This is a genomic window from Herbaspirillum sp. GW103, assembly GCF_000261365.1.
Lineage (GTDB): Bacteria > Pseudomonadota > Gammaproteobacteria > Burkholderiales > Burkholderiaceae_D > Herbaspirillum.
In genome coordinates, this window is the sequence record NZ_AJVC01000003.1 from 88,525 (window position 1) to 111,693 (window position 23,169).

17 protein-coding genes are annotated in these 23,169 nt (G+C 62.9%); 9 read left to right on the top strand and 8 right to left on the bottom strand.

Features of this window, described 5'->3' with window-relative positions:
* Window positions 1-4: 4 nt before the first annotated feature.
* From GWL_RS03930 to GWL_RS03945, 4 genes are all read right to left on the bottom strand, one after another.
* Window positions 5-1,018: an ABC transporter substrate-binding protein gene (locus GWL_RS03930; RefSeq protein WP_008326910.1), complete on the bottom strand. Its 1,014-nt coding sequence runs from the start codon at window positions 1,016-1,018 to the stop codon at window positions 5-7.
* A 22-nt stretch (window positions 1,019-1,040) separates the two neighbouring features.
* Window positions 1,041-2,870 carry an allophanate hydrolase gene (gene atzF / locus GWL_RS03935; protein WP_008326914.1) on the bottom strand — a complete coding sequence of 610 codons (1,830 nt, stop codon included), beginning with the start codon at window positions 2,868-2,870 and terminating at the stop codon, window positions 1,041-1,043.
* A gap of 325 nt (window positions 2,871-3,195) precedes the next feature.
* Entirely contained in the window at window positions 3,196-3,477 is a 282-nt protein-coding gene (locus GWL_RS03940; RefSeq protein WP_008326915.1) for a helix-turn-helix domain-containing protein, read from the bottom strand.
* Window positions 3,478-3,552: 75 nt separating this feature from the next.
* A complete protein-coding gene (locus tag GWL_RS03945) occupies window positions 3,553-4,278 on the bottom strand; it encodes a 16S rRNA (uracil(1498)-N(3))-methyltransferase (RefSeq protein ID WP_008326917.1) in 726 nt (241 codons plus the stop codon).
* 160 nt (window positions 4,279-4,438) lie between these two features.
* Between GWL_RS03945 and tkt the strand changes: the two genes are divergently transcribed.
* The 5 genes from tkt (at window position 4,439) to GWL_RS03970 (ending at window position 9,883) form a co-directional block, all read left to right on the top strand.
* Window positions 4,439-6,481, top strand: coding sequence for a transketolase (tkt, locus tag GWL_RS03950; RefSeq protein ID WP_255347957.1), 2,043 nt, complete (start codon window positions 4,439-4,441; stop codon window positions 6,479-6,481).
* Between the two features lie 14 nt (window positions 6,482-6,495).
* Window positions 6,496-7,023 (top strand): GNAT family N-acetyltransferase, encoded by a 528-nt coding sequence (locus GWL_RS03955; protein ID WP_008326922.1) that lies wholly within the window; start codon window positions 6,496-6,498, stop codon window positions 7,021-7,023.
* 192 nt (window positions 7,024-7,215) lie between these two features.
* Window positions 7,216-8,229, top strand: a complete 1,014-nt coding sequence (gap, locus tag GWL_RS03960) for a type I glyceraldehyde-3-phosphate dehydrogenase (RefSeq protein WP_008326926.1) — start codon at window positions 7,216-7,218, stop codon at window positions 8,227-8,229.
* Window positions 8,230-8,466: 237 nt separating this feature from the next.
* Complete coding sequence (locus tag GWL_RS03965; RefSeq protein ID WP_008326936.1) at window positions 8,467-8,979, top strand: hypothetical protein; 513 nt, start codon at window positions 8,467-8,469, stop codon at window positions 8,977-8,979.
* 175 nt (window positions 8,980-9,154) lie between these two features.
* Window positions 9,155-9,883, top strand: coding sequence for a class I SAM-dependent methyltransferase (locus GWL_RS03970; protein ID WP_034350506.1), 729 nt, complete (start codon window positions 9,155-9,157; stop codon window positions 9,881-9,883).
* 99 nt (window positions 9,884-9,982) lie between these two features.
* Here GWL_RS03970 and glnE read toward each other — a convergent pair whose 3' ends face one another.
* Complete coding sequence (glnE, locus tag GWL_RS03975; protein WP_008326940.1) at window positions 9,983-12,697, bottom strand: bifunctional [glutamate--ammonia ligase]-adenylyl-L-tyrosine phosphorylase/[glutamate--ammonia-ligase] adenylyltransferase; 2,715 nt, start codon at window positions 12,695-12,697, stop codon at window positions 9,983-9,985.
* A 319-nt stretch (window positions 12,698-13,016) separates the two neighbouring features.
* On the opposite strand from glnE, the gene GWL_RS03980 reads away from it, so the two are divergent.
* The 4 genes from GWL_RS03980 to aroG all read left to right on the top strand — a co-directional run bounded on the left by GWL_RS03980 (window position 13,017) and on the right by aroG (window position 21,317).
* Window positions 13,017-17,309 carry a YhdP family protein gene (locus GWL_RS03980; RefSeq protein WP_034350024.1) on the top strand — a complete coding sequence of 1,431 codons (4,293 nt, stop codon included), beginning with the start codon at window positions 13,017-13,019 and terminating at the stop codon, window positions 17,307-17,309.
* Window positions 17,310-17,399: 90 nt separating this feature from the next.
* The gene (locus GWL_RS03985; RefSeq protein WP_008326951.1) at window positions 17,400-18,206 is read left to right on the top strand and encodes a carbon-nitrogen hydrolase family protein; all 807 of its coding nucleotides are present in this window, start codon (window positions 17,400-17,402) and stop codon (window positions 18,204-18,206) included.
* Window positions 18,207-18,231: 25 nt separating this feature from the next.
* Window positions 18,232-19,692 carry a metalloprotease TldD gene (gene tldD, locus GWL_RS03990; RefSeq protein WP_008326953.1) on the top strand — a complete coding sequence of 487 codons (1,461 nt, stop codon included), beginning with the start codon at window positions 18,232-18,234 and terminating at the stop codon, window positions 19,690-19,692.
* 551 nt (window positions 19,693-20,243) lie between these two features.
* Entirely contained in the window at window positions 20,244-21,317 is a 1,074-nt protein-coding gene (aroG, locus tag GWL_RS03995) for a 3-deoxy-7-phosphoheptulonate synthase AroG (RefSeq protein WP_008326955.1), read from the top strand.
* 141 nt (window positions 21,318-21,458) lie between these two features.
* On the opposite strand, the gene GWL_RS23255 is transcribed toward aroG, so the two are convergent.
* Genes GWL_RS23255 through GWL_RS23825 form a run of 3 tightly spaced genes read right to left on the bottom strand, consistent with a single transcriptional unit; the run spans window position 21,459 to window position 23,022 of the window.
* Window positions 21,459-21,809, bottom strand: coding sequence for a hypothetical protein (locus GWL_RS23255; RefSeq protein WP_157174192.1), 351 nt, complete (start codon window positions 21,807-21,809; stop codon window positions 21,459-21,461).
* Window positions 21,806-22,489, bottom strand: a complete 684-nt coding sequence (locus GWL_RS23260) for an alpha/beta fold hydrolase (protein ID WP_034350026.1) — start codon at window positions 22,487-22,489, stop codon at window positions 21,806-21,808. The genes GWL_RS23255 and GWL_RS23260 overlap by 4 nt, the downstream gene beginning before the upstream one ends.
* Window positions 22,486-23,022, bottom strand: coding sequence for a PAAR domain-containing protein (locus tag GWL_RS23825; protein ID WP_034350029.1), 537 nt, complete (start codon window positions 23,020-23,022; stop codon window positions 22,486-22,488). Before GWL_RS23825 ends, GWL_RS23260 begins: the two co-directional genes overlap by 4 nt.
* Window positions 23,023-23,169: the final 147 nt, after the last annotated feature.

Below are 23,169 nucleotides of genomic sequence, written 5' to 3' on the forward strand. Positions count from 1 at the left end.
GCGCTCAACCCTTGTAGATCAGGTTGTCGACCACGATGCGTTGGGAGAACACGCCCTTCTCGACAAACAGGTCGTAGAACTTCTGGAAGTAGGCGATATCGCTGGGCTTGAATTCGTTGTAGAGCATGTAGGCCGCCAGCGGGACTTCATTGGTCAGCGAACCCTCGATGGCGGTATAGCCCTTCAGGTAGGCGCGCGCCTGATCCGGTTGCTTGCGCACCAGCTCGATGCCGCGGGCATAGGCGGCGATGTACTTGCGCGTGAGTTCCGGATTCTTCTTGATGAATTCGGTGGTCAGTGCGGCGGCGCCACCATGCCAGGGCGCCATCGGATCACCGAGGATGTACTTTGCGATGACCCCTGCCTCCAGCACGCGGGTGCTGTTGTTCATGCGGCCTACGGTGCCCGTCGGTTCCAGCGTGTAGGCGGCATCGACCTGGCCGGCCGCCAGCGAGGCCACGTGCTGGCCGATGGGCAATTCCACTACCGTGGCACCGGTGGCGCCGGCGCGTTCCAGCACGGTCTTGGCCAGCGTAACGTTCTGGATCCCGGGACCGGAGGCGACCTTCTTGCCCTTGAGTTCGGCGATCGATTTGACGGTGCTGTCCTTGGGCACCAGGAATTCATCGAGCACGTACTTGGCGTTGCTGGGATTGGTGGCGAAGATCTTGAACAGACCCGGCTGCGCGATCTCGCCGATGGCCAGGTTGCCGGCACCGGTACCATTGGCCGAGCCATCGGCGCGGCCGGCCAGCATGGCTTCCATCACTTGCTGGGCGCCGGCGAACTTGATCGCTTGCACTTCCAGCCCGGCCTGCTTGAAGTAACCTGCTTCCACTGCGGCATAGAAGGGCAGGCCGGCGGCCACCGGCCAGTAGCCGATGCGGATGGGGACGGTCTGCGCCCGCAGGATGGCCGGGGCGCCCGCGATGGCGGCGGTGGCGGCGACGGCACCGGCTTTGGCGATGAAGTCGCGGCGGGTGGTATCGTGGATTGCGGCGGGGGACTTCTTTTTCATGAGCAGCTCCGTGGTGAGGGTGTCAGTTCAAGGAATGGAGGTAGGGGACCCAGCCGCCGTGGTGGGTGATGTCGGTGGCGTCGGCAATGCCGGCCGGCTCGCAGATGAAGCCCTTGACGCTGCTGCCATCGGCCAGCTCCACCGTACCGATGCCCAGCGGCGCCGGGATGGCGGCGACGAAACCGCCGAACTGGCGCAGCGGCATTTCCCACACTTCCACTGCGATGGCCGCGCCCTCGCCTTCGGTACGAGCCAGGCCCGGCTTGGGTGGCGTGGTACCCGCCAGGGCGTAAAGACGATAGTGGGCAGCGGTGCGGGTGACGGCCACGCGGCGCGCGCCGGCTTCCAGCAATTGCCAGTTCAGCGGTTGGCCGGCCAGGTGGGCGCCCACCACGCAGACCTTGATGGTGCTTTCATTGAAGGGCAGCGGGGCGGCGGCAATCGCGTCGGCTTGCGCCGCGCCGCCCAGTTGCTGCTGCAGGCGTGCGCCGGCTTCGGCCAGCAGATGATCGGCACCGGCCGGCCCGATCAGGGTGACCCCGGCGGGCAGACCATCACGGCGCCACACGGCGGGGATGGCCAGGGCCGACATGTCCATCAAATTGACGAAGTTGGTGTAATGGCCCAGCTGCGCATTGCGCACCACCGGATCGGCCTCGACTTCGGCGATGGTGGGGAAGGTGGTGGTGGTCGGCACCAACATCAGGTCGCTGCCTTCGAGCAGGCTTTCGGCCTGGCGGCGCAGGTCGGCCAGGCGGTATTGAGCGTTGAAGCTGTCTACGGCGTCGTAGTCGTCGGCCTGGGCGGTGATCTGGCCTACCACCGGGTGGATGGCGTCCCGGTGCTCCTGGAAGAAGTCGCCCAGGGCTGCACGGCGCTCGGCCACCCAGGGGCCCTGGTACAGCAGTTCTGCGGCGGCACTGAAGGGGGCGAACGGAATCTTCGCCAGGCTCACGCCGGGCAGGGCGGCGATCTGCGCCAGGCTGCGCTCCCAGGCTTCCTGGGCGAGGCTGTCGCCAAAGAATTCGCAGTGATCGGGGATGGCGATGCGATAACCCCGGCGCTTCACGCCCAGCATGGTGGGGCGGCGCGAATAGCCATCCTCGGCATCGAAGCCGGAAGCGCTGTGCAGTACGCGCCAGGCATCGGCCACGTCGTGGGCGAAGATGGAGATGCAATCCAGGGTGCGGCAGGCCGGCACCAGGCCGCGTGCGCTGATGAGGCCCTTGGTGGGTTTCAGGCCCACCAGGTGATTGAAGGCGGCGGGGACGCGGCCCGAGCCGGCGGTGTCGGTGCCCAGCGAGAACATCACCTGGCCCAGCGCCACCGCCACGGCCGAACCGGAACTGGAGCCGCCGGAGACATATTCCGGCTTGATGGCGTTGCGCACCGCGCCGTAGGGGGAGCGCACACCGACCAGGCCGGTGGCGAACTGGTCCAGGTTGGTCTTGCCCACCAGCAGTGCTCCAGCGGCTTGCAGGCGTTGCACCACGGTGGCGCTTTCGCTGGCCAGCCGGCCGAATTCGGGACAGGCCCCGGTGGTGACCATCTCGGCCACGTCGATGTTGTCCTTCACGGCGAAGGGGATGCCGAACAGCGGCATGCTCTCCAGCACCGCTTCGCCCTTGATCTGCAACATCAGGTCCAGTGCTGCGGCTTGTTGTTTCAGTTGCTTGGACGGCACCCGGCTGATCCAGACTTCATCGCGCCCGCTGCTGTCGATGCGCGCCAGCAGTTCGGCTACCACCTTGCCAGGCGTGCTGCGGCCTTCCCGGTAGGCCGCCAGGGTGGCGGCGATGGTGGTCGGAGCGGCTTCGGGGGCGGCTTGCTGCAGGGCGTGGGTAGTGGTCATGGTGGATATTCAAACTTGAATACAAGATTGAATATCTTTAAGCAGGAGGCGTGCCAGCTGGTCCGTCAAGCGGCTGGAAAACGGCAAAAGGCTTCACCACGCGGGTTTGCGAGGTGAAGTGCTGGAAGGCAAGTTGCGCGAGGGTAAATGAAGAGTTTTGTCAGCGAGACAAAATGGGGAGGCGTGCGCCGAATTTGGACGTCCGTCGTGGTGGGCTGCACGGGAATCAGGCGGTTTCTCGTCGATGTCCAATGCGTCCGCCCTGGCAACAAGTCCGAGATACGGACAGTTGCCTATTATTTTCAAACGACGAGTGTCGAGAACCTCAAGCAGATTCGATTACACGCATTTCGATGTGCAGGCCGGCAGCCGTGGCCATGTTCACCAGCGCATCCAGTCCGAACAGGTTGATCTTGCCTCGCATCAGATCGGAGACACGCGGCTGAGTCACCCCGAAGAGCTTGGCGGCTTGTGCCTGGCTCATTTCCGTGCGGGTAAGGTGGTTCTTCAGTGCCGTCATGAGGACGGAACGCAGCTTCATGTTTTCCGCTTCTTCCGGGGTGTCCTCGATGGCATCCCAGATGCTGGAAAATCGTTGATTGCTCATTGCCCTAACTCCTTCAACAAATCGCGGTAACGCTTCGCGGCCAGGCTGCACGGGATCAGCGGTGTGAAAGTTTCTTCAAAGCTCCCCCCACACCGCATTCAAGGCCGCCAATGCCGCCAGCCCGGCGGTCTCGGTACGCAGCACGCGGCTGCCCATGGACAGCATCAGCGCACCCTGGGCGCAGGCCAGGTCTTCCTCTTCCTCGCTGAAACCGCCTTCGGGGCCGACGATGACCGTCACGGCCTGCGGCGGATGATGGCGCGCCCAGCCCGACAGCGGCTCGGTGCCGCGCGGGGAGAGCAGGATACGGCGGTGCAGGTCGCTCTGGGCGATCCAGCGCTTGAAGTCGGTCACCTCGCCCAGCTGTGGCAGACGATTGCGACCACATTGCTCGGCGGCAGCATGCACGATGCCTTGCCAGTGCGCCTGCTTCTTTTCGGCGCGTTCGCCCGACAGGCGCACCACGCAGCGCTGCGCGGCCAGCGGCTGGAGGGCGGTGGCGCCCAGTTCCACGGCTTTCTCGACGATCCAGTCCATCTTCGACCCTTCCGGCAGGGCCTGGGCCAAAGTCAGCGCATAGGGCAGTTCGGCTTCGCGCGGAGAAAAAGTCTTCACTTCGGCGTGGGCGCGCTTCTTCTCAATGGCGCTCAGACTGGCGGTGTACTCGCCGCCTTCGCCATTGAACAGGGTCACCGTATCGCCGGGTTGCAGGCGCAACACCTGGATGTGATGGGCAATCTGCTCGGGCAGGACCAGGGCCGAGCCAATGCCGAGGGGGTGCGGGAAGTAAAAGCGGGGCATGGGGCAGGGTCCTGGGCGAAGAAGATCAAAAAGACATGAAAAAAGTTGTCAGTCCGGTTACGGGCTGGTCCCGAATTTTAATCCCCCCGGCGCACTCTGGTAAAATACGGCCCCGCGCTGCACTTGGCCTTCCGGGGCGGCGCTTTGGCTACAAAACCCGATTGGTGCGCCTGACAGCGCCTCCCGCACAGCAAACTCAGACCTCGACATGATTTCCACTCTCCCCACCGACAAGATGGCCAACGCGATCCGCGCGCTGGCGATGGATGCAGTTCAAAAAGCCAATTCCGGACACCCGGGCATGCCGATGGGGATGGCCGAAATCGCAGTGGCCCTGTGGGCCAAGCACTACCGTCACAACCCGTCCAACCCGCACTGGGCCAACCGTGACCGCTTCGTGCTCTCCAACGGCCACGGCTCCATGCTGCAGTACGCGCTGCTGCACCTGACCGGCTACGACCTGTCGATGGAGGACATCAAGTCCTTCCGCCAGCTGCATTCCAAGACCGCCGGCCACCCGGAAGTGCACATCACCCCGGGCGTGGAAACCACCACCGGTCCGCTGGGCCAGGGCATCACCAATGCGGTGGGCATGGCGCTGGCTGAAAAGCTGCTGGCCGCCGAATTCAACAAGCCCGGCCTGTCCGTGGTCGATCACTATACTTATGCTTTCGTCGGCGATGGTTGCCTGATGGAAGGCATCTCGCACGAAGCCTGCTCGCTGGCGGGTGTGCTGAACCTGTCCAAGCTGATCGTGCTGTATGACGACAACGGCATCTCCATCGATGGTCACGTCGAAGGCTGGTTCAAGGACGACACCCCGAAGCGCTTCGAAGCCTACGGCTGGAACGTCATCCCCGCTGTCGATGGCCACAACGTCGAAGCCGTCAGCGCGGCGATCCACCAGGCCAAGCTGGCCGACAAGCCGACCCTGATCTGCTGCCGCACCGTCATCGGCAAGGGTTCGCCCAACCTGGCCGGCACCGACAAGGTGCACGGCGCCGCCCTGGGCGACAAGGAAATCGCCGCCGTGCGCGAAGCGCTGGGCTGGACTTCCGCACCCTTCGAGATTCCCGCTGACGTCTACGCCGCCTGGGATGCCAAGGCCACCGGCGCCGACTTCGAAGCCAGCTGGAAGCAGACCTTCGACACCTATGCCGCCCAATACCCGGCCGAGGCCGCCGAACTGCTGCGTCGCCTCAAGGGCGAGCTGCCGGCCGCGTTCGAATCGACCGTGACCGCCTACATCAATTCCACGCTGGAAAAGAAGGAAACCATCGCCACCCGCAAGGCCAGCCAGAACGCCATCCAGGCTTATGCGCAGGCGCTGCCGGAATTCCTGGGCGGCTCGGCCGACCTGACCGGCTCGAACCTGACCAACTGGAAGGAATCGGTGGCCGTGCGCGCCGACCAGCGCGGCAATCACATCAACTACGGTGTGCGCGAATTCGGCATGAGCGCCATCATGAACGGTATCGCCCTGCATGGCGGCTATCTGCCCTTCGGCGCGACCTTCCTGACCTTCTCCGACTACAGCCGCAATGCCCTGCGCATGGCGGCGCTGATGAAGATCCGTTCGCTGTTCGTGTTCACCCACGACTCCATCGGCCTGGGCGAAGACGGCCCGACCCACCAGTCGGTGGAACACGTCTCCAGCCTGCGCCTGATCCCCAACCTGGACAACTGGCGTCCGTGCGACACCACTGAAACCGCCGTGGCCTGGGCCGAGTCCATCAAGCGTCACGATGGCCCGAGCACCCTGATCTTCTCGCGCCAGAACCTGCCCTTCCAGGAGCGCACAGACGCCCAGGTCAAGGACATCGCCCGTGGCGGCTACGTGCTGCGCGATGCGGCCGATGCCAAGGTGATCCTGATCGCCACCGGTTCCGAAATCGAACTGGCTACCAAGGCCGCTGACGCCCTGACCGCTGAAGGCATCGCCGTGCGCGTGGTGTCGATGCCCTCGACCGACGTGTTCGACCGCCAGGACTCCGCCTACAAGGCCTCCGTGCTGACCCGCGGTGTTCCGCGCGTGGCCATCGAAGCCGGCGTGACCGCCTTCTGGCACAAGTATGTGGGTCTGGAAGGCGCCGTGGTCGGTATCGATACCTTCGGCGAATCGGCCCCGGCCGGCGTGCTGTTCAAGCACTTCGGCTTCACCGTCGAGAACGTGGTGGCCAAGGCCAAGGCAGTACTGGCTTGAATACTGTGTCGTCTATGACGGAAGAGGTCCTGTTCCGCCGCGCCCGCAAGGCCGATGCTGCGTCGATCGCCGGTGTGCGCATCGACGCCTGGCGCGCCGCCTATCGCGGCCTGGTGCCCGACAGCTACCTGGATCACCTCAAGCCCGAGGAAAGCGTCAAGCTGTGGGAGCAGGTGCTGGAAGCGTCTTCGGACGCCGCCTGCACCTTCGTGGCCGAGAGCGGCGGTGAGATCATCGGTTTTGCTTCCGGCATGACGCTGGCCGAGTCGCGCTTCGGCTGCGATGCCGAGCTGACCGCCATCTGCGTGCTGCCCGATGAGCAGCGCAAGGGACTGGGCAAGCGGCTGCTGGCCAATGTGGCGGCCACCCTCATCAGTGCCGGTGCGACCGGCCTCATGGCCTGGGTGCTGAGCAAGAATGAAGGCGCCGGGGAATTTTTCGAGTCGCTCGGGGCCGAAAGGCTTTATGAACAAACGTTCACCTGGGATGATGGCAGTGAACTCGACGAGATCGGTTTCGTCTGGCGCAAGCTCCACTCCTGAGCGGATGAGCGCGGGACTGGATGGATTGGCAGGATGAGCAGGGCAGGCAGGGACGGCAAGAACAACTGAACAAAAAGGCCGGAAAAGAAGGATTCATGTCCGACGGGCGGCGCCGCCAGGGTGCAAGCTGTCGGGCAGGTCGCTTTCCCGACTACCGGTTTGCATTGATTTTTACTACTTGAGGAGAAGAGCATGGCAATTCGCGTAGCAATCAACGGTTATGGCCGCATCGGCCGCAATATCCTGCGCGCTCACTACGAAGGCGGCAAGAAGCACGACATCGAGATCGTCGCCATCAACGACCTGGGCGATCCGAAGACCAATGCCCACCTGACCCAGTACGACACCGCCCACGGCAAGTTCCCGGGCACCGTGACCGTGGAGGGCGACTCCATCGTCGTCAACGGCGACCGCATCAAGGTGCTGGCCCAGCGCAACCCCGCAGAGCTGCCCTGGGGCGAGCTGGGCGTGGACGTGGTGCTGGAATGCACCGGTTTCTTCACCACCAAGGAAAAGGCCAGCGCCCACATCAAGGGCGGTGCCAAGAAGGTGATCATCTCCGCTCCGGGCGGCAAGGATGTGGATGCCACCGTCGTCTTCGGCGTCAACCACGGCGTGCTGAAGGCTTCGGACACCGTGATCTCCAACGCTTCCTGCACCACCAACTGCCTGGCCCCGCTGGTGCAGCCACTGAACGACAAGATCGGTCTGGAAAACGGCCTGATGACCACCGTTCACGCCTACACCAACGACCAGGTGCTCACCGACGTCTATCACGAAGACCTGCGCCGCGCCCGTTCGGCCACCCAGTCCATGATCCCGACCAAGACCGGCGCTGCTGCCGCCGTCGGCCTGGTGCTGCCGGAACTGAACGGCAAGCTGGACGGCTACGCCATCCGCGTGCCGACGATCAACGTGTCCATCGTCGACCTGTCCTTCGTGGCCTCGCGCGACACCAGCGTGGATGAAGTCAATGCCATCCTGAAGGCCGCTTCCGAATCCGGTCCGCTCAAGGGCATCCTGACCTACAACACCGATCCGCTGGTGTCGGTGGACTTCAACCACAACCCGGCATCGTCCAACTTCGACGCCACCCTGACCAAGGTGTCCGGCCGTCTGGTGAAGGTGTCGTCCTGGTACGACAACGAGTGGGGCTTCTCCAACCGCATGCTCGACACCACCGTCGCCCTGGCCAACGCCAAATAAGACGCGTGATCTGGCGCTCTGGCCGGGGTTCCCCGGTCGGGAGCGTCAATTTCAGGGCTGTTTCGGCTTCTTTTCCTCGTATGCAGGCCTGCTTGCCGCGGTGAAAATAGACGAATCAGCCTGCAAACGGATCAGAAGGCTGTTGCGAGCGTCGCTTGCAATGGCCTTTTGTCCATTTGCCGCCAAGGGCCGCACGGCCCGTCAACAACAAGAGCAACCGACCCAACGAGGCAACGCATGTCAGCAAGCTCATCCCAGGCTCGTCGCCTGTTGGCCAACCTGGCCCTGATTTCCGCCGTCAGCTTCTCGCTGTCCGCGTGCGACTACATCAGCAGCTTTTCCAAGCCCAAGCAGACCCCGGAAGAGGCCAAGGCCGAAGGCATTGCCCTGGGCGCCGGCTGCCGCCAGGCCGGCCAGAGCCTGGAAGACTGCTACCAGCGCAATCCCGACGCCCTGAAGGCCGGCATCTTCACCGGCTGGAAGGACATGCACGAATACATGGCCGCCAAGGGCATCCAGACCGTGGCACCGCCTGCGCCGGCGCCCGACGCCGCCAAGGATGACGCCAAGGCCAAGGATGGCAAGGACAGCAAGGACAGCAAGGACAGCGACCGCAGCAGCCGCACCCGCGACCGCGACTCCAACCGCGACAACGCCCGTTCGCGCGACCGCGAAAGCTCCTCGTCTTCGCGTGATGGCAGCAGCGATCGCCGCGCCAGCCGGGACGAGAAGACTCCGCCCAAGTACTGAGGGCAGCAACAGGCGCAGGAAAGTTGCAGTCCTGCTTGCCAGCCGGTAACATCTGATGCCCCGCGCGCCTTCGCTTGCGGGGCATTTTTCCATCAGCCGGCAGGGGGAACCGCCGGCGACCCGGATGTCCGCCAGTACCGGCCCGGCATCCGGCCAGTACAACAAGCATAACGACATGAACTCACACTCACCGCCCTTGCCTCCGGCCATGCCGGAGCACGTCCCCGAGACCGCCTTCGGCCTCTGGTTCCTGCGTACGCCGACCTGGACCCTGCACGTGCTGGAACGCGCCCTGCAGGATCTGGAGCGGCTCATTGCCGAGCGTCGCAGCAGCTATCCCGTGGTGGCCGACGTCGGGTGCGGCTGGGGCCGCTCGCTCAAGAAGCTGCACCAGCGCTTTGCTCCGCAGCGCCTGATCGCCATGGACATCGATGCCAACATGATCGCCGCGGCCCGCAGCGAGGCCGAGGCCGAGGGCCTGCGTGCCGAATTCATCCAGTGCTCCAGTTCGCGCATGCACCTGGAAGACAACAGCGTGGACCTGTTGTTCTGCCACCAGACCTTCCATCATCTGATCGATCAGGAAGAAGCCATCCGCGAGTTCTACCGCGTCCTCAAACCGGGCGGTATTCTCCTGTTCGCCGAATCGACCAGGCGTTACATCCACTCGTGGATCATCCGCCTGTTGTTCCGCCATCCGATGGAGGTGCAAAAGACCGCCGGCGAATATCTGGCCCTGGTGCGCAGCGCCGGGTTCGAGGTGGCGCCGCAGGCGATCTCCTATCCCTACCTGTGGTGGAGCCGCGAAGACCTGGGGCTGCTGGAGCGTGTCTTTGGTATCAAGCCCAAGGCGGATCGGGAAGAAACCCTGATCAACCTGGTGGCGGTCAAGCCAATGAATTAAAAGAGGTCATACAGGATGTCACGCAGGTGAAGTCAAAGGAAAAAACGGGAGGCACTGCAAGGCGCCTCCCGTTTTTTTCTTCACCGCGCCTTGGAGGCGTCAACCGAAAACCTGCTGCCAGAGCCGGATCACGCAAGCCCGTTCATGTTCCACCCGGATCGCATCGATGTGGGCGCGCTCCGAGCCCTGCAGGCGGATCTGGTGCTGCAGCTTGCGGAAGAGTCGATAGGCATTGGCCGCTTCGGCCGCCAGCAGGCCATCGATCAGGCCCAGCTGGGCCGCCAGTTTCAACAGCGCGATGTTGCCGATGTCGCCGGTGAGCTGCGGATGGTCGCAGGCATGGCGCAATACCAAATACTGCACCATGAACTCGATGTCGATCATGCCGCCTTCATCGTGCTTGAGATCAAACATCATGCTGCGGTTGGGGTGGGCTTCGCGCATGCGGCGGCGCATGGACAGCACTTCCTCTTCCAGCTTGTTCACATCGCGCGGCTGGCGCAGCACGCGTTCGCGCAGCGCCTCGAAGCGCTCGCCGATGGCCGCATCGCCCGCACAGAAGCGCGCCCGCGTCAGGGCCTGATGCTCCCAGATCCAGGCGGCATTCAACTGGTATTTCTCGAAGGAGGACAGCGGCGACACCAGCAAGCCGCTGGCGCCATCCGGGCGCAGGGCGATGTCGATGTCGAACAGGGTACCGGCCGGGGTGTGGCTGGTCATCCAGGTGATGAAGCGCTGGGCCAGCTTGGCATACAGCGCCGGTGCTTCCTGGTCGTCATCGTCGTAGAGGAAGACCACGTCCAGGTCCGAGGCATAACCCAGTTCCTTGCCCCCCAGCTTGCCGTAGGCAATCACGGCAAAGCGGGGGACTTCGACGTGGCGCTGGGCGATGGTCTGCCAGATCGCTTCGAGAGTGACCTGCACCAGCACGTCGGCCAGGGCCGAGAGTTCATCGGCCAGCTTTTCCACCGACAGATCACCCTCCAGATCCTGCGCCAGCAGGCGGAACAGTTCGGCGTGATGGAGCTCGCGCAGGATGTCGAGCTGGCGTTCGGTATCGCCCTCGGCACTGGCCAGTTGACGGCGGCAGGTGTCGGCAAAGGCGTTCCAGTCGGAGGCGGCCTTGAGATTGCGGTCGTCCAGCAGTTCGTCCAGCAGCAGCGGGTGGCGCGTGAGGTAAGTCGCAGCCCAGCCGCTGGCCCCGATCATGCGCACCAGCCGCTGCAGGGCGTAGGGATATTCGGTGAGCAGGGCCAGGTAGGCCGCGCGCCGGGCGATCGCTTCGAGAAAATCGAGCAGGCGGCCCAGCGCGGGCAACTGGTCGTAATGCAAGGCGGCCAGCAGCGGCAGACAGTTGTTGATGACGGTGTTGAGCCGGTTGCGGCTGGCCTCGGGCAGGCTCTGCATGCGCGGCGACTGCCAGGTCAGATGCAGGCGACGCGCGCCGTTGTCGATATCTTCCTCGGGAAAACCCACCAGGCGCAGGGCCTCGGTGAGCCCTTCGAGATTGTCGTTCTCGCTCACGGCCACCGTGGGGCCTTCGCTTTCGCCCTCGGATTGCTTGTCGGCGAAGATGGCATCGAACTGCGCGGCCACGATAGCGCGCTGGCGCTCCAGTTCCTGCAGCAGCGCCGGGCTGTCGGCGTAGCCCATCATGTTGGCCACCAGCAGCAGGTCGTCGGGATTGACGGGCAGGGTGTGGGTCTGCGCATCTTCCAGATACTGCAGGCGGTGCTCCAGGTCACGCAGGAAGGTATAAGCCTCCAGCAACTGGTCCACTACCTCGGGCGCCAGCAGTTCCTTGGTGGCCAGAGTGCGCAGGGTGGTGCGGGTGGAGCGGTCGCGCAGCTCGGGGTCGCGTCCGCCCCGGATCAGCTGGAACACCTGGCTGGTGAACTCGATCTCGCGGATGCCGCCGCGTCCCAGCTTGACGTTGTTGCTGCGGTCGGGATGCAGGGCTTCCTGGCGCTTGACCTCGGCGCGGATCTGGCCGTGCATGGAGCGCAGGGCATCGATGGAGCCAAAGTCCAGATAGCGGCGGAAGATGAAGGGCCGGCTGATCGCTTCCAGGGCAGCGATGTCTTCTTCGGTACCGGTCAGGGCGCGGGCCTTGGTCCAGGCATAGCGTTCCCATTCGCGGCCCTGGCGCACCAGGTATTCCTCGACCATGTTGAAGCTGGCTACCAGCGGGCCGGAGTTGCCGTTGGGGCGCAGCGCCATGTCGACGCGGAAGGTGAAGCCGTCTGCGGTGATCTCGGCCAGGGCGCCGATGAGCTTCTTGCCCAGGCGCACGAAGAATTCATGGTTCGACAGCGACTTCTGGCCGGCCTCGGCGCGGGTGTCGCCATCTTCCGGATAGACGAAGATGAGGTCGATGTCGGAAGAAACATTCAGTTCCCCGCCACCCAGCTTGCCCATGCCCAGCACGATCATTTCCTGCGGGCGTCCTGATTCTTCACCGACCGGGATGCCATATAGCGCGATTTGTTCCTGCATCAGGGCCGCCAGATGGGTCTGCACGGCGAAATCGGCAAAACCGGTCATGGTGGCCACCACTTCGGCCAGGTCGGCGCGGCCATCCAGATCGCGCGTGATGAGGCTGCAGATGATCAGGTTGCGCAGACGCCGCATGGCCGCCGGCAGGGCGAGGCCGGCCTCGAGGTCGGCCGCCAGGCGTTGCTGCATGGCGGCGCGGTCCATGGGCTGCGCCGCCGTCTGCGCGACCAGGGCCGGGCGGGCCGGATCGGCCTGAGTCCAGCGGGTGTAGTAGCGGGAAGTGGAGGCGTCGACCAGAGAGAGAGGATGAACAGACATAAGAGACCGCAAAGCTCCACGACAAGGTGTAAAAGGAGGAAAACCGCTGCCCCTCCCGCTTCAGAGCGGGCCGGCCCGTGCCGACAATGCAGGCAGGGCGGATCGCCCGCGTGTGATGCGTGTCCGGCGGGATTGACGCAGACTGCGCACTGACGATCTGCTGGAAGAGCAGCCAATCAAGCGATTCTAGCCTTCCTTTTTAAACTTATCGGCGTTTTTGCCCCTCATAGTCCCATTGTCACGATGGCATGGGCCGGTTTTCCATGCGATCATGCTGCCTGCCCGATTCCATTCATTTGCCGAGCCGCCTTGCAACCTGATGTCCCAAGAACAACATAACGCCACACCCAAGCCTGGCCGCTGGGCGCTGTGCTGGCGATTTGCGCGGGGCAGCTATCGGCGCCTGAACCGGGCCACCCACCACGTCCTGGGCTTCACCCTCAAGCTGCTGCTGGCAGCGTATTTCGTCTTTTGCGCACTGTTCCTGGTGCTGCGCTATGCGGTGCTGCCCGAGATCGGCCACTACAAGTCGCGTATCGAGGCGCTGGTCTCGCACGAGATCGGTCGCGCGGTCAGCATCGATGTCATCGAGGCCTCCTGGAGCGGCCTGCGTCCGCAGCTCTCGCTGACCAATCTCACCGTCCATGACCAGCAGGGCGAACCGGCCCTGAGCCTGCCGCGCGTGTCTACCACGCTGTCCTGGAGCAGCTTCCTGGTGGCCTCCCTGCGACTGGAGAACCTCAGCATCGAAGGGGCCGACCTGGCCATCCGGCGCGATGCCGCCGGCAAGTTTTACGTGGCCGGTATTCCGGTGCCGGCCGGCGGCGACGGCAGCAGCCTGGACTGGTTGCTGTCCCAGCGCGAAATCGTGATCCGTCACAGCAAGCTGCGCTGGAATGATGAATTGCGCCGTGCCCCGGAACTGGTGCTGGAAGACGTCAACCTGGTACTGCACAACCGCTGGCTGCGTCATCGTCTGTCGTTGCGCGCCATCCCGCCGCAGGACATGGCTGCCCCTCTGGATGTGCGGGCCGACTTCAGTCATCCGGCCTTCGGACGCAGTTCCGACATCGCGCGCTGGAAGGGCGTGCTGTATGCGGATCTGCGCAATACCGACCTGTCGGTCTGGCGCGCCTGGTTCGATTACCCGATCGCCATCAACAGCGGTCGCGGTTCGGTGCGGGCCTGGCTGACCCTGGACCATGCCAAGGTGGCCAACTTCACCGCCGACCTCGGCCTGACCGACTTCAATGCCCGCCTGTCGCGCCAGCTGGAGCCGCTTTCGCTCAAGCGTGTCAATGGCCGCATCTCCGCCAGCGAAACGCTGGGACCCAATCTGGAGGATGGCGTACCGACCTTCGGTGCCAATGGACACCAGGTCACGCTGACCGATTTCTCCATCGAAACGCCGGACGGCTTCGTCCTGCCGCCGACCTCGATTGCCGAGAGCTATGAACCGGCCACTGCGCTCAAGGCCGAGCGCACCAGCCTCAAGGCTACCTACCTGAATCTGCAGACCTTGTCGCAACTGGCCGCCCGCCTGCCGCTGGCGCCCTCCCAGCGCAAGTTGCTGGATGACCTGGCGCCACGCGGGGAGCTGCATGACTTCACCGTGCAATGGCAGGGCAGCTATCCCGAGTTGAGTTCCTATCGTGTCAATGGTCGCTTCCAGGGGCTGGGCCTGAAGGGCTTGCCGGCCCATGTCGAGCCGCGCAGGAACGGCGTCCAGCCGGCGCGCGCGCAGTGGGCCGCGTTCCCCGGCTTCAGCAACCTCTCCGGCGAGATTGACGCCAGCGAGAAGGGCGGATCCGTCAAGGTCGATGCGCGGCAACTGGCGGTGGAGCTGCCCACCGATCTGTTCCGCGAGTCCAGCCTGCCCTTTGACAGCCTCAAGCTGCAGGCGCGCTGGCAATACCTGAAGGACCAGACCCTGCAGGTGGACCTGGACCAGATGCAGTTTGCCCAGCCGGGCGTGGCCGGCAGTCTCAGTGGTCAGCACCTGCTACCGTTGCAGGGTGGTTCGCTCGGCAGCGTCGACCTGCACGGCGAGCTGACCAGCTTCGATGTGAAGGCGATTCGCCGCTATCTCCCGCAACACATGAGCGAACCGCTGCATCGCTGGCTTACCGAGGGTTTGCTGGCCGGCAATCTCAAGGACGTACGGTTCAAGCTCAAGGGCGCGCTGGCCGATTTCCCCTTCCAGACCACCAAGCCGGGCGAGCAGCCCAAGGGCGTGTTCCAGCTCGCGGGTGATTTCGACGGCCTCAAGCTGAACTACACGCCCGGTCATGTCGGTCGCGACGGCAAGGAACCCGAATGGCCCTTGCTGGAGGAGGGGCGGGGACACATCAGCATCGACCGTACACGACTGGAGATCAAGGCTGAGGGTGCCCGCACCCTGGGCGCGCGGCTGGGCCCGGTCAGCGCGCGCGTGGCCGATGTCGAATCGCATGATGCCGTGCTGGAAATCGACGGCGTGGCCAACGGCCCCATGCCGGCCTTCCTGCAATACGTCAACCAGAGCCCGGTGGCACGCTGGACCGGCAACGTCATGGAGCACACCACGGCCAGTGGTGAAGCGCGGCTGGACCTGAAGTTCCAGATGCCGCTCAATCACGCCATCGAGACCCGTGCCCAGGGCGTCTTCCATTTCGCCAACAACGATGTGGACCTGCTGCCTGAACTGCCGCCCATCTATCGCACCAGTGGCAAGGTCGAGTTCAACGAAAGCGGTTTTTCGCTCAATGGCGTGCACGGGCAATTCCTGGGCGACAATCTGGCCATCAGCGGCGGCACGCAGAAGGATGGAAGTAGCCAGGTACGCATGGACGGCGCCATCAACATCGAGAATCTGCGCAAGCAATACCCCGATCCTTCGCTGCAGCGCCTGCTGGCGCGCTTCTCCGGTGGTACGCGTTACACCGCGACGGTGGCGGTGCGTGCGGGGCAGCCGGAGGTCACGGTCGAGTCGAACCTGGCCGGGCTGGGCGCGGACTTGCCGGTGCCGCTGCGCAAAGGGGTGCAGGACAGCCTGCCGATGCGCTTCGATCTGCTGCCGCTGGCCTCTTCCGATCCACTGATCGAACGCGAGGAAATGCGCGTGGCGCTGGGTCCTCATGTGGCCTCGCGCTATGTACGCGAGCGCGTGGCCGGCAACGGCAATGCCTGGCGCGTCACCAGCGGCGGCATCGGCTGGAACCAGCCGGCGCCGACGCCTGCTTCCGGTCTCAGGCTGGCGCTGGCGACCGACAGCCTGGATGCCGATACCTGGCTGGCCCTGAAGAAGGCGCTGGCCGGCAACGAGGCCGCCAGCAGCGCAGGCAACGACCGGCTCGGCAGCAGCGACGTGACGCAGTATCTGGAGCCGGACAGCGTGTCGGCCCGGGTGGGCGAGTTCAACATGATGGGCAAGAAACTCGACCAGCTGGTCCTGGAAGCCAGCCACCGCCGCAATGCCTGGCAGATCAGCCTGGAGTCCCGGCAGGCCTCCGGTACCGTGACCTGGGACGAGCCCGCCAGTGCGCGCGGTGCCGGCAAGGTCACGGCGCGCCTGTCCTCGCTGGTCATTCCCAAGTCCGGCACCGCGGCCGACACGGCCCAGCCCGCCAGTGCCGACAAGAGTGACGACCACCTGCAGATGCCCGCCCTTGACATCCGGGCCGAGCAGTTCGAGCTGGGCGGCAAGAAGCTGGGCCGGCTGGAGCTCGATGCCAGCAACATCGTCACCTCGGTAGGCCGCGAATGGCGCATCAGCCGCCTGTTGCTGGCCAATCCCGACGCGCAGTTCCGGGCGGCCGGCAACTGGCTCAGCTTCGGCAGCAATCACACGTCCAACTTCACCTATGCGCTCGATATCGAGGATGCGGGCAAGCTGCTGGAACGCTTCGGCTATCCCGGCACCATCCGCGGCGGGCACGGCAAGCTCGATGGCGATCTCAGCTGGAAGGCGCCGCCCTATGCCATGGATATGGCCACCCTGGCCGGGCAGGTACACATGGATGTGCACTCCGGCCAGTTCCTGAAGGTTGATCCGGGTGCGGCCAAGCTGCTGGGGGTGCTCAACCTGCAGGCGCTGCCGCGCCGGCTGACGCTGGACTTCCGGGACGTGTTCTCGCAAGGTTTTGCCTTCGACACCGTGGCCGGTACCGCCAGCATTGCCAAGGGCATCGCCAGCACCGACAACCTCAAGATGACCGGCGTGACGGCCTCGGTGCTGATGAGCGGTTCGGCCGACATCGCCCGCGAAACCCAGGATCTGCATGTGGTGGTGATCCCCGAGATCAACCTCGGCACCGCCTCCGTGGTGGCCATGGCAGTCAATCCGGTGGTGGGGGTGAGTACCTTGCTGGCGCAACTGTTCCTGCGCAATCCGGTGATGAAGTCGCTCAGCTTCGAATACAAGGTGACCGGCCCGTGGAGCGATCCCATCGTGGTCAAGCAGGGGCAGGTCATACCGGTGGATGGCGAGCGGGCCCGCGAAGTGCTGCAGAAGGACAAGAACGGCAAGACCGACGACAAGCCGGTCAATGACCTGGCACCGGCCCCCTCAGTGGCCCCGCCTGAGCGGCGCCGGGTGCCCGAGCCGGGAGCGCGCATCAATTCCGGTGCCTGATCCGGTCCTGCGGCAGCCCTGCGCGGCAGGTCAGGATGGGCCATACTGGCGGCATTGTTTCAACCCACCCCACGCTGGCAAGAGGCAGACATGAATGATTCCTTCAAGGTGGCGGCGATCCAGATGGTCTCCACGCCCGAGCCGCAAGAGAACTTCGATGCGGCTGCGCAGCTGGTGACGCAAGCTGCCCGGCAAGGTGCGCAGCTGGTGCTGCTGCCCGAATACTGGCCCATCATGGGCCGCCACGAGCGCGACAAGCTGGCCCATGCCGAAGCCGATGGCAGCGGCCCCATCCAGGAGCACATGAGCGCCCTGGCGCGCCAGCACCGCTTGTGGCTGGTGGGCGGCACGCTGCCGCTACAGTCGGCGGTTTCCGGCAAGGTGCTCAATACTTCATTGGTCTATGGACCGGATGGCCAGCGGGTGGCGCGTTACGACAAGATCCACCTGTTCAATTTCGTACGAGGTGAAGAAAACTACGACGAAGCCCGCACCATCGAATACGGCAGCGAGGTACGCAGCTTCGAGGCGCCGTTCGGACGGGTCGGGCTGTCAGTGTGCTACGACCTGCGCTTCCCGGAGCTCTACCGCGCCATGGGCGAGTGCGCCCTGATCGTCATGCCCGCCGCCTTCACCTATACCACCGGCCGCGCCCACTGGGAGCTGCTGCTGCGCGCCCGCGCCATCGAGAACCAGTGCTATGTGCTGGCCTCGGCCCAGGGCGGCGAGCACGTCAATGGCCGCCGCACCTGGGGTCACAGCATGCTGGTCGATCCCTGGGGCGAGATCGTCTCGGTTCTCCCCGAGGGGGAGGGGCTTGTGATCGGCGACATTGATCCCCATCGTCTACAATACGTTCGAGAAAGTTTGCCGGCGCTACGCCACCGCAAGCTTTGACCTTTTTGCCTTCCGACAAGACGCTATGAAATTATTTGAACCCAACATGGGCGCCCTGCAAGTGGCGCGCGACCTGCTGCTGACTCCCTTCGGCCTGGACGAATCCAAGCTGCTCAAGGCCCTGGGCAGCATGTTCACGCACAAGGTGGATTACGCCGATCTTTACTTCCAGTTCACCAAGAGCGAAGGCTGGAGCCTGGAAGAGGGCATCGTCAAGACCGGCAGTTTTTCCATCGACCAGGGCGTGGGCGTGCGCGCCGTGTCGGGCGACAAGACCGCGTTTTCGTATTCAGACGAGATTTCCGAGTCGGCCCTGCTGGATGCCGCCGCCGCGACCCGCACCATCGCCCGCCAGGGCAGCGGCAAGATCAAGGTGGCCGGTGCCATGACCCCGGCGGGTGGTCGCGCGCTGTACCTGCCGCATGATCCGCTGACTTCGCTCGATGCCACGGCCAAGGTGCAATTGCTGGAACGCATCGAGCGCATCGCCCGCGCCAAGGACCCGCGCGTCAAACAGGTCATGGCCAGCCTTTCCGGTGAATATGACGTGGTGCTGGTGGCGCGCGCCGATGGTGTGCTGGCGGCGGATATTCGCCCGCTGGTGCGCGTGTCGGTGACCGTGATCGCTGAACAGAATGGCCGTCGCGAGATGGGCAGCAGCGGTGGCGGTGGGCGTTATGACTACGGCTATTTCTCCGAGACCCTGCTGGAAAAGTATGCCTCCGAAGCGGTGGCCACCGCTCTGGTGAACCTGGATGCGCGCCCGGCCCCGGCTGGCCCGATGACGGTGGTGCTCGGCCCCGGCTGGCCCGGCATCCTGCTGCACGAAGCCATCGGCCACGGTCTGGAAGGTGACTTCAACCGCAAGGGTTCGTCGACATTCTCCGGTCGCATCGGCGAGCGCGTGGCCGCCAAGGGCGTGACCGTGGTGGACGATGGCACCATCGCCGATCGTCGCGGTTCGCTCAACATCGACGATGAAGGCAATCCGACTCAGTGCACCACGCTGATCGAAGACGGCATCCTGAAGGGCTACATCCAGGACACCATGAATGCGCGCCTCATGAAGATGGACGTCACCGGTAACGCCCGCCGCGAATCCTTTGCCCATCTGCCCATGCCGCGCATGACCAATACCTACATGCTGGGCGGCGACAAGGATCCGGGCGAGATCCTGGCCTCGGTCAAGAATGGCCTGTATGCCGTCAACTTCGGTGGTGGTCAGGTGGACATCACCAATGGCAAGTTCGTCTTCTCGGCCAGCGAGGCCTACATGATCGAGGATGGCAAGATCACCTATCCGGTCAAGGGCGCGACCTTGATCGGCAATGGCCCGGATGTGCTCAACCGCGTCTCCATGATCGGCAATGACATGCGCCTGGATTCGGGTGTCGGCGTGTGCGGCAAGGAAGGCCAGAGCGTCCCCGTCGGAGTGGGGCAGCCGACCTTGCGCCTGGATGGCGTGACCGTGGGCGGCACGGCCTGATCGTTCATCGCAGCATCGTTTCTGGTGAAAACCGCCGGTCTCAGCGACCGGCGGTTTTTTTCATGTCGAAGGCGGGAAAATGTCGTCCCGAAGCAGGAAAAACTGACGTGGTCAGATCAAATCTTCACTTTTTTTGCAGGAATGCTACAGCCGACCGGGTACGCAGTGTTGCGCAAGGCTTGCGTAGTCGTTGATTTTTTATTGTGTAGATGGCGGTTTGTTTGATAATATTTGCAAAAATTATTCTATTGATGTGCATTTGGTGAATAAATATTGCATTTGCAGCGCAACACCTCCTTTTCGTCTTGTTGCTTGCCAAAGCCCCTGATTTGTAGCACTATGAATGCCTGCTTCACTTAACCCATGACGCCAGACATGTCTTTCGCCCGCGCTTACTTTTATTTTTACTTTAGCTATTCCAGCCCCACGGCGGTGAAAAGCGGTAAGCGTTCGTAAAAAGACAAAACCGATTTCCTAAAAAACCGCCAGTGATGGCGGTTTTTTTTTGGTCAATTTCCAGCTGAATCATTGCAGTACACCAGGAGAAAAAAATGCCGCGCACTGACGATCTTCGCATCCGAGAAATGAAAGAACTGGTCCCCCCCTCGCATCTCATCCGCGAATTCGCCTGCACTGAAAAGGTCGAGCGCACCACCGCCGAAGCTCGCACTGCGCTGCATCGCATCCTGCACGGCCAGGACGACCGGCTGATGGTCGTCATCGGCCCCTGCTCCATCCACGACACCAAGGCCGCCATGGAGTATGCGCGTCGCCTGGTGGTGGAGCGTGAGCGTCACAAGAACGAGCTGGAAATCGTCATGCGCGTCTATTTCGAGAAGCCGCGTACCACGGTCGGCTGGAAGGGTTTGATCAATGACCCGTACATGGACAACAGCTTCCGCATCAACGACGGCCTGCGAGCGGCCCGTGAGCTGCTGTTGAACATCAATGATCTGGGCCTGCCGGCCGGTACCGAATTCCTGGACGTGATCAGCCCGCAATACATCGCTGACCTGATCAGCTGGGGCGCTATCGGCGCCCGTACCACCGAGTCGCAGGTGCACCGCGAACTGGCGTCTGGCCTGTCCTGCCCGGTGGGCTTCAAGAATGGTACCGACGGCAACGTCAAGATCGCCGTGGATGCGATCAAGGCCGCGTCGCAGCCGCACCATTTCCTGTCGGTGACCAAGGGCGGCCACTCGGCCATCGTCTCCACCGCAGGCAACGAGGATTGCCACATCATCCTGCGCGGCGGCAAGCAGCCCAACTATGATGCTCCCAGCGTGGAAGCCGCCTGCCAGGACATCGCCAAGAGCGGCCTGGCGGCGCGCCTGATGATCGATGCGTCGCACGCCAACAGCTCCAAGAAGCCGGAAAACCAGATCCCGGTCTGCGCCGACATCGGCCGCCAGGTGGCAGCGGGCGACACGCGCATCGTCGGCGTGATGGTCGAATCGCACCTGGTCGCCGGTCGCCAGGACCTGGTGCCGGGCAAGGAACTGACTTACGGCCAGTCCATCACCGATGGCTGCATCAACTGGGAAGAAAGCCTGCAAGTGTTGCAGGGCCTGGCGGATTCGGTCAAGCAGCGCCGTTTGGTGGGGGATGAGCGGGACGCGGCTTGAGGCTTGTCGTTGAAGAGAGATTGAAGCGTCGGTGACTGCTGGCGTGAGGTTGTGAACAAAGCCTTGGTGGGAGCCAGGGCTTTGTTGTTTTGGGCCCGGCAACCTTTGTTCATGACGCTATCCGGTAAATTGCCGCGATTGTTAAGGAAAATGCGTTTTCAGCAGTATTTCAAGACCCGCAGAGAACAGGAAAAAAATTAGCCCAAATCCGACCATCAGGTTGATCGTTTTGCGCTTTGGTAGAAATCTTGGCGGGGTATCGTTTTTAACACATACCCAAAATGGTGAGACCGCCACTAATCCAATAATCAATAACTGAAACCAGAGTCCGAATCGAAAGCCCCATCCGGAAACATTTTGAAAGTGCCAGTTATTCGATAGTCCGTAAGAAATCGTTCCCCGCAGATAGTCTGGACCGCTCGCAGCAAACAACATGCCCCCAAGAAGAGCCAGGAAGCGAAGCACATTTGAAAAAAAGCTGTTTGGAATCATCGAAGGCCCTGTCGATATAAATAGTTTGCCAATTGCCTGCGGCGAAACTTCCCTTCGTCTGAGTTTGGCCTGTAATAGAAATGGCCAATGCCGCGTGTTGTGCCAGACGCTTCATCTTGTTTTTCCAAAGTTGATTTGGACAGGATCAAACGCCACTGGGACATGCCTGCGTAAATCGGGTCCTTGTGTTGGCGAAGGTCAATGATGAGCACTTTCTTGATGTTTTTATTCTGTTGAAGTTTCTCAAGAAAGTCCCCATCGATTGGAGAGGCGATCAACACCAAGTGATCGACGAGATGCCCGTTGCAAGCGTAGACATGAGCGGTGTGAGCCGCCATCAATGACCCGTAGGAATAGCCAATCAGGTTGAATTGCTCAGCGGGCACATTCTCCATACTTTCGATCATCCAAGATCGATCATCGCTGCGTCCCTCATAACGCAGATCAGTTGCAGAACGTGCAGCGTCCGGATACTCGCCATAGGTACGTTTTCCTATCCATATGTGCTTGATCCCAGCTTCTTGGAGGGCTGAAACTTGATCTTGTATGTAGGGGCCGTTTAATCCGGCACCACCCCAATAAATCGAACCTCGTGGCTTATTGACCCTGATGCGTACAGGCTCTGAATCTGACTTTAACGTTAGCGCTGCTGTGACAACGACGATCGCTTGCGGAATCATGCAGAGGCTCCCTTGTAGCCTTCCGGCATGACTTCAATAGTGACTTCTGCGGCGTCGTCGGAAGATACTTTCTTTGTTCTCCCCTTGCTGTCGGTTTTACCCTCGCTAATTTGTCCGTTGCAAGTCATCCGGTAATAGCGATTGGCGAGAACCTGCCCGGTTTGTCCGTCTGTTAAGACGAAGTGCTGATCATACCCTTCATTCATTTTCCCAATCCACTCTCCCTCATCGTCTTGCACGAAGCGAGCTGGAATGTCCTCACCGCTCGCATTGCCCACCCCATCAACCTCATTGAGCGTAGAAAGCAACGGACACCCGGCACTGGTCTTCATCCCATGAATAACCTGAGCCCGTCCATTGGTGAGCGTAGAGCGCGGAAAACCATCAGCAATGATGCAGTCCTGTCGGCAAGCCACCCGAGCCCCCTGAAAGGCATAAGCCCGCCCATGGCTGCGGCAAGTCTGGTCACCCTCAATCACCGTCCCGCCGCAGGCGGCTTTATCGCCATAGCGAATCCAGCCGATGATCTTCATTTCAAACCTCCGTTGGAGGCGGGATATTCCCGCAGCTGCGACGAAGTGATGCCAATGGCGCAAGCGCCTTCTCGACGCGGATTGAGTCGGTCTCGGACTGCGAGGTGCAGCGTTTCGGGTTGCGTGTGTTCCATCTTTGCTCCTTCC